Raw genomic sequence first — 10,606 nt, forward strand, 5'->3', positions numbered from 1 at the left:
CTTCTTCACGAATGAAGCGGGCGGCAACCCGATGATGTTCGTGAACCTGATCTGGGCGTGGGGCCATCCCGAAGTCTACATCCTGATCCTGCCCGCCTTCGGCATCTTCTCGGAGGTGTTCTCGACCTTCTCAGGCAAGCCGCTGTTCGGCTACCGATCGATGGTGATGGCGACCTTGTTTATCTGCATCGTCTCTTTCCTCGTCTGGCTGCATCACTTTTTCACGATGGGAGCGGGCGGCGACGTCAACGCCGCTTTCGGCATCGCTACCTCGATCATCGCGGTCGGGACCGGCGTGAAAATCTACAATTGGCTGTTCACGATGTACGGCGGCCGCGTCCGCTTTGAGGTGCCGATGCTGTGGGCCTTGGGCTTCATCGTCACCTTCATCATCGGCGGCATGACCGGCGTGCTGCTGGCGGTGCCGCCCGCCGATTTCGTGCTCCACAATTCGATGTTCCTGGTGGCGCATTTCCATAACGTCATCATTGGCGGCGTATTGTTCGGCGCCTTTGCCGGATACGAATATTGGTTTCCCAAGGCGTTCGGCTTCCGGCTCCATCCGGGCTGGGGCAAGACTGCTTTCTGGCTGACGCTCGCGGGGTTCATCGCCACCTTTACCCCGCTCTACATCGTCGGGATGGAGGGCATGACGCGCCGCCTGCAGCATATCGACAATCCGCTGTGGGATCCGTGGATATTGATGGCGGGCGCGGGCACCGTGGTGATCTTCCTCGGTGTCGCCAGCCAGGTGGTCCAGCTCGTCGTGTCGATCCGCATGCGCGAACAATTGCGCGACACGACCGGTGATCCCTGGAACGGCCGCAGCCTGGAATGGGTGACGCCATCACCGCCGCCGACCTTCAACTTCCCCGTCCTCTACGACGTGCATGGGGAAGAGGCCTATTGGGGCATCAAACAGGCCGCGATCGCGCAGGAAAAGCTGCACGACGAGCCCGATTACAAACCGATTGAAATGCCGCGCAACAGTCCGACCGGTTTCATCACAGCCTTCTTTGCCAGTTTCATGGGTTTCGCCTTGATCTGGCACATCTGGTGGATGGTGGCGCTCGGCTTCGTCGGCGCTTACGCGACCTTCGTCGTCTTCGCCTGGCGCGACGAGGACGAATATGAAATCCCGGCGGAGGACGTCGCCCGCGTCGATCGCGCGCGACGGGCATCGCGTAGTGGCGACTGGCTGACCAAGGTGGGGAGCCCGGCATGAGCCACGGACCCACCCCCAGCGACGTCGCAGCTGTCTATCTGCAGCAGGGCCCTTACGCGCAGGGCCATGATCCGCACGGCCATGGCCACGCTGAGGCGCGCGGCCATGGTGCAGGCGGCCCCGCGCCCAAGCGTGTGATCGTCGGCTATGGCTTCTGGATCTTCCTGCTGTCCGACATCGTCATGTTCTCGGGCTTCTTCGCGGCCTACGCCGTGCTGGCCCATGCGACCGCGGGCGGCCCGACGGGGCGCGAATTGTTCGACCTGAAGCGCGTCGGCATCGAGACCGCCTGCCTGCTCGCCAGCAGCTTCACTTGCGGCCTCGGCTATGTCGCAGCCCTGCAGCGCAAACAGCTTCAGACCCAATTCTGGATGTTTGTCACCGGCCTGTTGGGGTTGGTGTTCGTGATTCTCGAAGTGCTCGAATTTTACGAGATGATCGTGAAGGGTGCGGGGCCCGGGCGCAGCGCCTTTCTCTCCGCCTTCTTCGCGCTTGTCGGCTGCCACGGTCTGCACGTCACGATCGGCGGCCTATGGCTCGCGACGATGATGGCGCAGATCTGGGTCAAAGGTTTCAAGCCGCAGATCATGCGGCGGCTGCTTTGCTTCAACCTGTTCTGGCACGCGCTCGACATCATCTGGGTCGCGTTGTTCACGATCGTCTATCTTTTGGGAGCCGGCGCATGAGCGGCCATGATGAGGAATGGGGTGAGCATGACGAGGCCGCTCCCGGCGATGAACATGCCGGCGGATCCGGGTTCAAGGAAATCCAGATCTATCTGCTCGGCCTGCTGCTCGCGGTCGGGCTCACCGTCGCCAGCTTCTGGATCGCGGGATCGGACCTGGTGTGGGGGCCGGGCATTCCCGCCGCTTTGCTCGCGCTGGCGGTGGCGCAGATCGGCGTTCACCTCGTCTTCTTTCTGCACATCACCAGCGGGCCGGAAAACACCAACAACACGCTCGCACTCGCATTTGGTGTATTGATTGTTTTGCTGGTGGTGGTCGGCTCCGTCTGGATCATGGCGCATCTCAACCACAACATGATGCCGATGGATCAGCTGATGAAGATGCAGAAATAGCGGGCTGATCAACCCGTATATCATAGGGGAAGTGGCGATGATCGACCGTCGTTCTTTCACTGCCGGCCTGGCCGCGATCGGTACGCTCGCCGCGGCGAGGCCCGTGTCCGCCACGCCGCCACGCGTGCGCAACGTCGTGCTGGTCCACGGCGCCTATGCCGACGGATCCTGTTGGGCGGAGGTCATCCCGCACCTGCAGGCGAGGGGGCTGAACGTCACGGCCGTCCAGAATCCGCTCAACAGTCTGGCCGAGGACTGCGATTATACGCGACGTGCGATTGCGCTGCAGGACGGGCCGACCGTGCTTGTGGCGCATTCCTATGGCGGCGAGGTGATCACCGAAACCGGCGTTGATGCCAAGGTGAGCGCGCTCGTCTATTGCGCGGCGCGTGCGCCCGATGCGGGCGAGGACTATACTGCGCTCGCCAAACGCTTTCCCGCGCCGCCGGCGAGCCTGGGGCTCGTTCACTCGGGCGGCTATGCGAAGCTCAGCGAGGCCGCTTTCCTGCGCGATTTCGCCGGCGACATAGATCCGGCCAAGGCGCGCATCCTCTATGCGGTCCAGGGGCCGGTCTCCGACACATTGTTTAATGCGCGCGTCACCCAAGCGGCCTGGCGCAGCAAGCCGAGCTTCTACCAGGTCTCGACCAACGATCGCACGATCGAGCCCGATCTTGAACGCTTCATGGCGAAGAGAATGGGTGCGAAGACGATCGAGCTTCCCGCCAGTCACCTTGCCATCCTCTCTCATCCCCGGGAGATTGCGGCGCTGATATTGGAAGCGGCGGGTTATCCAGGCTAGGCCGTCGCCTCAACCCCGCCTGGCGGCGCGCTTGTTCCGCCAGTTCCAGACGATGATCGCGGATGATCCCGCCAGCAACGCGACATAAAGCGGCAGCCCAACGCGATCTGGCAGCCACAGGTGAATCTGGTCGGCCAGATATAGCACCAGCACCAAGGCCAGACCGCCGACCACGCTCCACCGCACCAAAGGCGGCGGATCGAGGCGGGCCATCAGATTGAGCAACGCCACCGCGCCCAGGCTGAAGGCTGGAAAGAGATCGGTCATGCCGGCGGGTGTGGTCATGCCGGTGTGTCTATAGCGCCTATCGTTGCCAAGCCGTGAGCAAAATGCCCGCGCAATGCGCGTGATTGTCGATCACGAAACGGGCCACGCCTCTCTCCACCGATCCCGATCCGCCCGACATCGCGCCAAATCCGCATCGCCAGCACGAATCGCCTGGTCCGCCTCACCCTTATCCAGGGTTCCATCCGCTTGCTTGGCGAGTGGCGTCGGCAGGCAAGGGTCCGGATTGCCCGCTGGTGGAGGTTTGGGCGGCGGCGACAGGAAAGAGGGCGGCGCGAGTGACCTCGATGGCGCGCACGCGCTCAGCATCAAGGCAGTCAGCACGGCCGGCATCGCTCGCTTCATAGGCTCTCCCTTCATCCTCCGATTGCTGGATCAAGGCCGCCAGTCGGACGGCTTGGGTGGCATGGTTGTGTTCGGCTGCGATCAGGCGGTCGCGTGCGTCCAGGCCGGCTTGGGCGGCGGCGGCGTTGGCGGTCAGGATCGCCGGCAGCTGCTGCACCCGGCCGTCGGCCAGGCCCGCCTGATAGCGCGCCGCGCCATAGGCCTGGATCATCCGGTCGCCCAGAAACGCGAAGAGCGCCGCGGCCAGAACAGCCGCGGCGCTCAACATCAGCTTGGTCCACATGGGGCGTCAGCCGCTCATGCGATCGCCTGGTTGGTGAGCAGTCGCAGCACGACATTGGCGATCGCGACCACGCCCATGATCGCAGTGACGATCGTGTCCTGATCGAGCCCGGTGGGTAGCAATTTGAACGTGCCGAGCAGGGCAAACAACGTCGCCACCACATTCACCCACACGGTGCGGCTCTGCCACCAGGTCTTGCTGTCGGTCATGGTCAGTCTCCTTGGAAAGGCCCGGCCGCCAAGTTGGAGCCGGGCGGGAAAACGGAGGGCGCGCAGGGAGGGGAGGCGCGTTACAATCGTGCGACGAACCGAGTGCGCCCGTGCGGATCGAATCCACCAAAGCTGGCGTTGGCTTTTCATGGCGCGCGCTCTTTCAGATCCGCTGCTCAGGCTTGTCGCGCTCGACGAGGCGGCCGCACTGATGGCCGAATTCGGCGCGGGCGCGGCCCTGTTCGCCAACGGTCAGGTCCTGGAGGCGGAGGCGTCCGGACGGCGCGAGGTCGCCACCTTCTGGTGGGCGGTCCTGGGCGCAGTCGACTACGCGCCGTCAGCCGACGACCTCGAGCGCGCGATCCCCGCTACGCCAGATCGCGTCGCGCACCGCCCGTGGCAGGATGATGCAACCGTGACTCGCCGTGCCGGGATGCGCGATGCTGTCTCCATGAATACGAAATTCGCTGCGGCCGAACGTCTCCGTTCCCGGATCCGGCACTAAGGTAAGCGTGCACGGTCCGGTATTGGGGCTGTCGCGCCGGCTGGTAATCGTCCAGCGCCCCTGCGGGATCGGGCCTGTGCCGGCCGCCGCCTGCAACGCCGGATTGTTCAGCCCCCGTCCCGCACCGCTATAGCCGCGCCACGTCTGGCCGCCGCGCGCCAGCCGGCCGGCGGATTGATTCCACCGCCACATCAGGCCGCACGCCGGCGCTTGATCCTGGCGACAACTTCGGCGGCCTTTTCGGGCGCCACCTCGATCGCCAGCAGCAGGGCGTCGAAATTGCCCTGCACATTCTGCAATTCATGGCGCAGCACCGAAAGCTTCGCGTCGCACAGCTGGCGTTCGGCGGCGGAGGATTCCTCAAGCCGCTCGATCCGCGCCTGCAATTTCGCCACCAGCTCCATCGCGACTTCGTCGGTCTGGCGGCGGCGGCCTTTCCAATAGTCCAGGATCGGACGCAGGCCCGCGCCCAGCCCCCCGCCGCCCAATGCCGCGCCGCACATCGGCGCCCAGGCCGGAATCGTCTCAATCACGGTCATTACGCCCCCCAACCTGATCGGGAGATCGGCCCGACCCCTATCTTCCGATGAATGGTTTTTGAGCGCCGCAGCCCTCATCATGGCTCGCTGGAAGGATTACCCATGAAGTCCGCGTCGCGTATGCGTGAACCCGCCGTCGTAACGGCACCCCAGAACCTGTCCGGTATGCTCCGGAGCTGGGCGCAGTCGCTGTATGAAAAGGCGCATGATCCTTCGCATTGCGCACGCTGCGGCGTTTACCTGCCCGCTCAGAACCGCATCTGCGATCCCTGCGCGCAGGAGGAGTAGGCTCGGCGCTCAGCTCGTCCGCTGGACGAGGATCCCCGTATAAGTGGACGTGACGGTCGTGCCTGCGCTGTCGGTCGCGCGGTAGGTGACGTCGGTGCTTTCCACCTCGTTGATGGCGAAGCCCGACCACGCGATCGTATTATGGACGCCATCTGGCGCGGCGGCGATCGTCAGCTTGCCGCTGGTGTTATTCACCAGCCCGCCGCTTTCGGCGTAGGGCGGCACGCCGCCTGAGACGAGCGGGACCAGCACGTTCGGGGCGAACGGTGAGCCGACCGCCTGGGCGACGCCCGACGCGCCCGATACCGGCAACGGCGTCTGGCCATTCCACGAAATGTGTACGGTCAGGGGCGGTGGAGGCGGCGAACTGGTGACGGCGCCCGCCGCCGCGATGCCGACACCGCTCACGAAACGCCCGCATAAGTCTGCGGTTCGGCCATGATGGCCTCCTTTCTGTCGGTGTTCGTGCCGGCAAGTGCCGGCAACTTGGGCGGGCGCTACGCTGGTGCGTGGCCTACAGGATGATGTGCTTGACCTTGCACCAGCGGTAATCGCTGGAATTGAGCAGCTTTTTCACCGCATCCGCGTGGTCGGGGTTCCAGGCATTGACGCCAAACCGCGTTAGCCATTCGAACATGACGCTGGTTGGGATGGACGCCGCGTGCCACATATCGTCGCGTCGGTTGAAGGCCTCGTTCTGTTGCCCCTTATTGCGCTCGACGATGGTGCTGTCGTTTATCTCCGTGCGGATCAAAACACTGTCCGGCTGATCGCCAGCAGCTATAAACTTTCTAATTCCCCTTTGAGGATCCCATCCAATGGCTTGCCAATCAGGCATTTCATCCTCCGTTGAATGTCGCATTGGCGGGGCGGTCTGGAACGCGGAGCCCTCGCCTTTGCCACCCGTTTGCTTTCTGATACCCGAGCTCTGGGAGGATTGATGTTCTGGTATCTGGCATTTTTTGCTGTGCTATTCGCGCTCGCAATGATCGAGGGGGATACGAAATCGCGATGGCCTGCCTATGCGGCTGGGGCCATTCTGGCCTTCATCGTCGGTCTACGATACGAAACGGGTTTCGACTGGGTAGATTACGAAACCTACTATCAGTTTCAGCGGGGGTTTGGCGAAACTGACATCTACGCAAGTATTACGTCCGGCATGTTTGAACCCGGATTCGTGCTGCTAAACAGAATTTTAAGAACCTTCGATTTCGGGTTTCAATCTCTAATATTTATCTGTGGCACATTTAGCATATTCGCATTCGTTAAGTTAGCGAGTAGATTCTCGCCTACGGTGGGTATAGTTGTATTATGGTACTACGGCTTCGTGTTTTTATCCGGGCCGATGTCATCCATGCGATACGCATTTGCTGTGTCGTTCATCTATCTTGCATTCATATACGAAAATGATGGACGGCATTTTCGCGCCATCACGATGGCGCTGGTTGCAATAAGTATGCACTACTTCTCGGCTATTTTTATTCCCATTATATTCTGGAGAGGCCGGGTTCCCACTCTGAAATTTTCTCTCATTACCACAATTGTTGGATTTTTTGTTTCCTCAGTAGGGGGAAACTTACTCCTCTCAATTACCGGGTTTGTTTTGGCGGTGGCTGGAGAGGGATTTGTTGCCGACAAAATGCAGATTTACAGTTCGTTCGCGCTCGGCGAGGTTTCGCCGTTTTCTCTTGCAATTGTTGTTTGGCACCTTGGATTTTTGTGGCTTGTGCAAAGAAAGGGCAGAGTTGATGATTATATAACAAAGAATGCATTTGTTATAACATGGCTGGTGCTCGTAGCTCACTCATTCCTAGCACCATTTCCCATATTCTGGAATCGCATAATGCTTGTTTGCTTCCCTCTACAAGCAATTGTGCTTTGTAGGGCTTACTACAGGGAGCTGAGTATTGCTCAGGTGAGGACGCCCATTTTTGCATGCTTCGCTGCTGGCTCGTGCCTTGCGCTCGTTTATACTCTCTACAACAGCCAATCTCTTGTTTTTAAGCCGTATCAAAGTTTGGCTATAACATGGGTAAAAGGTCCTTATGGCAACGGACGTGTTCGCTATCAACTTGTCAGGAACGAAACAAATCAAGTTATGTATGATTTGAAAGTGCAATAATTAGCAAAAAAGCAGATTATTGATTGTGTTTCCTAGGCACGGTATACCCAATCACATAATCGCCTCGCGTCTTACCAATCGCGCCACCCGCAACTACGGCGACGAACTGTCGGCCGGATCGCGGTGAGATATAGGATATCGGCGTGGCCGTAGAGATCAGCGGCAGCCTTTGGCGCCACACCTCTCGGCCGTTTCTGGCATCGAGCGCGCGTAGGGATGCGTCGCGTGTCCCGGCGAAGAAAACCAGCCCGCCGGCGGTGGCCGTCGATCCTCCCAGGGTCGGCATTCCGATCGGGAAATCCAGCCCCGTGATACCCAGCGGTCCCGTATCGCGCAGCGTGCCCATTGGTCTCTGCCACGAGATCCGTCGGGTCTTCAGGTCTATCGCCGTCATCGTTCCATACGGCGGGTTTTGGCACGGAAAGCCGAGCGGCGAAGCGAACATCGTTCTGAACGCTGCGAACGGCGTTCCCTTTTGCGGTGCATAAGGTGAATGCGGATCGTCGCTGGTCTTCGCGAACCCGGCCATGCGGTCCGCTATGCGCCGCGGTATCAGCTGCAATCTGTAGAACAGCCGGATGTCGTTGACGAACATATAGCCGTGTCGTTCGTCGATGCTCGCGCTGCCCCAATTCATGCCTCCGGTCTGGCCGGGATATTGCAGCGCTTCGCTGACGTTTGGCGGCGTGAATTCTCCATCATACCGAGCCCGCTTGAATGTCAGTCTGCACCAGAGCTGGTCGATCGGTGTGGCGCCCCACATTTGGCTCTCCGTAAAGCGCTGTGCGCCAATGGCGGGCATACCCGTCGAATAGGGCTGCGTCGGCGCATTCCTGTCTCCCGGCGCCGGATCGATCGCAACACGCTTCTCTTCCACGGGAGCAATTGGCCGTCCATCGCGGCGATCCAGCAAGAAAATCTGCCCTCGTTTGGTCAGCTGAATCAGCGCCGGTAACCGGTGCTTCGCATCAATCGCGAGATCGTACAGGATCGGCTGCGACGCGACGTCATAATCCCAGATATCGTGATGCACTGTCTGGAATGCCCAGCGCACCTTGCCCGTGCCGATGTCCACCGCAACTACGGAGGACGAATATTTGTCCTTCTCCGCCGAACGGTTGCCGCCCCAGAAGTCGGGCGTTGCATTACCGGTCGGCAGATATACCAGGCCCAGCGATTCATCGACGCTCGGCGGTGCCCAAACGTTGGGGGTGCCGGGCGTGTACGTGCCGCCCGGCGGCGGCATCTTGCTGATCGCGGGATTGCCGAGATCCCAGGCCCAGATCAGCGCGCCGGTCATGGCGTCGAACGCACGCACCACGCCGGAAGGCTCCCGCGTGGACCGATTGTCCAGATGATATCCGCCAATGATGATCAGGCCGCGCGCCACCGTCGGTGCGGATGTCTGATACCAATATCCGGCCGGTATCTCGCCCATGCCCTGCGATAGATTGACATTGCCATGGTCCCCGAAATCCAGGCACGGTCTTCCCGTATCGGCGTCGACCTCCACGAGCCTGGCATCGACTGTGGCTCCCACTACCCGACGGACGCAGGCCTCTCGCCCTGATCCGCTACTGCCCTTTTGTGGGTGCGCCGGGGCAGGCATCTCAAAATAGGCCAGCCCTCGGCATCGGCCAAAAGTCTCGCGTCGGGTATTGGGATCGAACTTCCACAATTCCCTGCCCGTTTCAGCGTCCAGCGCGATCATCACATTGGCGGCGGTACAGAGATAAAGTGTGCCCCCAATCTGCAGAGGCGTGGCTTCCTCGGCCTGGTCTTCGGTCGGGATATGACCGGAATGATAGATCCACGCAGGGCGCAGCTGCGCGACATTCTCTGGCGTCAGCTGCGTGGCGTCCACATATCGTGTGCCGCCGCCCGAATTGCCGAAATGGTCCCACCGCGTGGCTTGGGCGGATGCTTCGGATCGCGGCCAGTCTTTCGCTTCGCCGCGCACGATTCCATGCGGCAGAAACATTTCGATCACGAAGGCGGCAACAAGGCAGCTCAGTGCGGCGATCGCGCCGAAACTTGCACGGCTTATGAAGCGCCTCTCCGCCTTCCACGGAAGCAGCGGCGATACCGCCGCAATGAAGATCGCTATTACCGTCGGGGAAAGGATCCGGGGAACCTGGGGCCAGAAATCGAGGCCTGCTTCCCATAATGCCCATATTATCGTCGCCAGGAAGGTCGCGGCGAAGACGGTCACGGCCTCGGTCCGCTTCAGCCCCAGTAGCAGGCCGGTCGCGATCAGTGCGATCCCGGTCGGCAGATAATAAAGGGATCCGCCCAACGTGGCGAGCCGATAGCCCATTATCGCCATCGGCAGCCCGATGAGGATCAGGAGCAAGCCCACCGCCACAAGCGGTAACCGCCACAGAATGGCTGCGATGCGCCGGTTCATCCTATTCCTCACAGAGCACCGAACTTCGGGTTCGTCCGCAGCTTATGCGGGGATCGCCCGATGATGCAATCGCTGCGGCCTATGCGGGATCGTCATGTGCCGGCTTGGATCAGTCGCGCTTGGACAATTCCAGCGGCCCGCTCAGGGCCTGATTGAAAAGCGCGCGGAAGATATCCAATCCCGGCCTGCTCACATGGTTGATATCCGAGAACAGCGATTCCCCGTTCCGGCTAAAGTCGCATTTCCGGGCATCGCATTGCGCCAGATCGGGTCTGATAAAGGTGATGTCGTTGCGTCCGGCGAAATGCCGGATAATCGGCTGCGCCCACTGATCGAACGTGGGTCTGGTTTCATAAGGGGGCAGGGGCGGTTGCCGTCCGAAAGCGATGCTGCGCGCCGTTATCGATGCGAAGTCCCAATTCGGTTGGGCGATCGGCCCGATCAGCACCACTTTTTTCCCTGCCGATTGCAGCGTGGCGATCGTCGCGTCGATACCGCGCAGCAGCTCCTGAACATTC

At 61.1% G+C, this 10,606-nt stretch carries 14 protein-coding genes; 5 read left to right on the forward strand and 9 right to left on the reverse strand.

Features of this window, described 5'->3' with window-relative positions; translation table 11 throughout:
• From VK533_RS16415 to VK533_RS16430, 4 genes are all read left to right on the forward strand, one after another.
• Window positions 1-1,225: cbb3-type cytochrome c oxidase subunit I (locus tag VK533_RS16415; RefSeq protein ID WP_324379688.1), on the forward strand; the 1,225-nt coding region annotated here is incomplete at its 5' end.
• A complete protein-coding gene (gene cyoC / locus VK533_RS16420; protein ID WP_324379690.1) occupies window positions 1,222-1,911 on the forward strand; it encodes a cytochrome o ubiquinol oxidase subunit III in 690 nt (229 codons plus the stop codon). The genes VK533_RS16415 and cyoC, both read left to right, overlap by 4 nt.
• Window positions 1,908-2,303, forward strand: coding sequence for a cytochrome o ubiquinol oxidase subunit IV (gene cyoD / locus VK533_RS16425; RefSeq protein ID WP_324379692.1), 396 nt, complete (start codon window positions 1,908-1,910; stop codon window positions 2,301-2,303). Before cyoC ends, cyoD begins: the two co-directional genes overlap by 4 nt.
• A 37-nt stretch (window positions 2,304-2,340) precedes the next feature.
• Entirely contained in the window at window positions 2,341-3,105 is a 765-nt protein-coding gene (locus tag VK533_RS16430; protein ID WP_324379693.1) for an alpha/beta hydrolase, read from the forward strand.
• 9 nt (window positions 3,106-3,114) lie between these two features.
• Here VK533_RS16430 and VK533_RS16435 read toward each other — a convergent pair whose 3' ends face one another.
• The 7 genes from VK533_RS16435 to VK533_RS16465 all read right to left on the reverse strand — a co-directional run bounded on the left by VK533_RS16435 (window position 3,115) and on the right by VK533_RS16465 (window position 6,397).
• Complete coding sequence (locus VK533_RS16435) at window positions 3,115-3,390, reverse strand: hypothetical protein (protein ID WP_324379696.1); 276 nt, start codon at window positions 3,388-3,390, stop codon at window positions 3,115-3,117.
• A 169-nt stretch (window positions 3,391-3,559) separates the two neighbouring features.
• The gene (locus VK533_RS16440; RefSeq protein WP_324379698.1) at window positions 3,560-4,018 is read right to left on the reverse strand and encodes a hypothetical protein; all 459 of its coding nucleotides are present in this window, start codon (window positions 4,016-4,018) and stop codon (window positions 3,560-3,562) included.
• Window positions 4,019-4,032: 14 nt separating this feature from the next.
• On the reverse strand, window positions 4,033-4,227 hold the full coding sequence (locus VK533_RS16445; protein ID WP_324379700.1) for a hypothetical protein: 195 nt from the start codon (window positions 4,225-4,227) through the stop codon (window positions 4,033-4,035).
• Window positions 4,228-4,564: 337 nt separating this feature from the next.
• Window positions 4,565-4,924, reverse strand: a complete 360-nt coding sequence (locus VK533_RS17295; protein ID WP_414712325.1) for a tlde1 domain-containing protein — start codon at window positions 4,922-4,924, stop codon at window positions 4,565-4,567.
• On the reverse strand, window positions 4,924-5,271 hold the full coding sequence (locus VK533_RS16455; protein WP_324379703.1) for a hypothetical protein: 348 nt from the start codon (window positions 5,269-5,271) through the stop codon (window positions 4,924-4,926). Before VK533_RS16455 ends, VK533_RS17295 begins: the two co-directional genes overlap by 1 nt.
• A 297-nt stretch (window positions 5,272-5,568) precedes the next feature.
• A complete protein-coding gene (locus VK533_RS16460; protein ID WP_324379705.1) occupies window positions 5,569-5,967 on the reverse strand; it encodes a hypothetical protein in 399 nt (132 codons plus the stop codon).
• 106 nt (window positions 5,968-6,073) lie between these two features.
• Window positions 6,074-6,397 carry a hypothetical protein gene (locus VK533_RS16465; protein WP_324379706.1) on the reverse strand — a complete coding sequence of 108 codons (324 nt, stop codon included), beginning with the start codon at window positions 6,395-6,397 and terminating at the stop codon, window positions 6,074-6,076.
• A 102-nt stretch (window positions 6,398-6,499) separates the two neighbouring features.
• Between VK533_RS16465 and VK533_RS16470 the strand changes: the two genes are divergently transcribed.
• Complete coding sequence (locus VK533_RS16470; protein ID WP_324379709.1) at window positions 6,500-7,681, forward strand: EpsG family protein; 1,182 nt, start codon at window positions 6,500-6,502, stop codon at window positions 7,679-7,681.
• A 16-nt stretch (window positions 7,682-7,697) separates the two neighbouring features.
• Here VK533_RS16470 and VK533_RS16475 read toward each other — a convergent pair whose 3' ends face one another.
• The gene (locus tag VK533_RS16475; protein ID WP_324379711.1) at window positions 7,698-10,088 is read right to left on the reverse strand and encodes a membrane-bound PQQ-dependent dehydrogenase, glucose/quinate/shikimate family; all 2,391 of its coding nucleotides are present in this window, start codon (window positions 10,086-10,088) and stop codon (window positions 7,698-7,700) included.
• Between the two features lie 109 nt (window positions 10,089-10,197).
• A partial coding sequence (locus VK533_RS16480; protein ID WP_324379713.1) for an SGNH hydrolase domain-containing protein occupies window positions 10,198-10,606 on the reverse strand: 409 nt, incomplete at its 5' end.

Source organism: Sphingomonas sp. (assembly GCF_035317925.1).
Taxonomy (GTDB): domain Bacteria; phylum Pseudomonadota; class Alphaproteobacteria; order Sphingomonadales; family Sphingomonadaceae; genus Sphingomonas_I.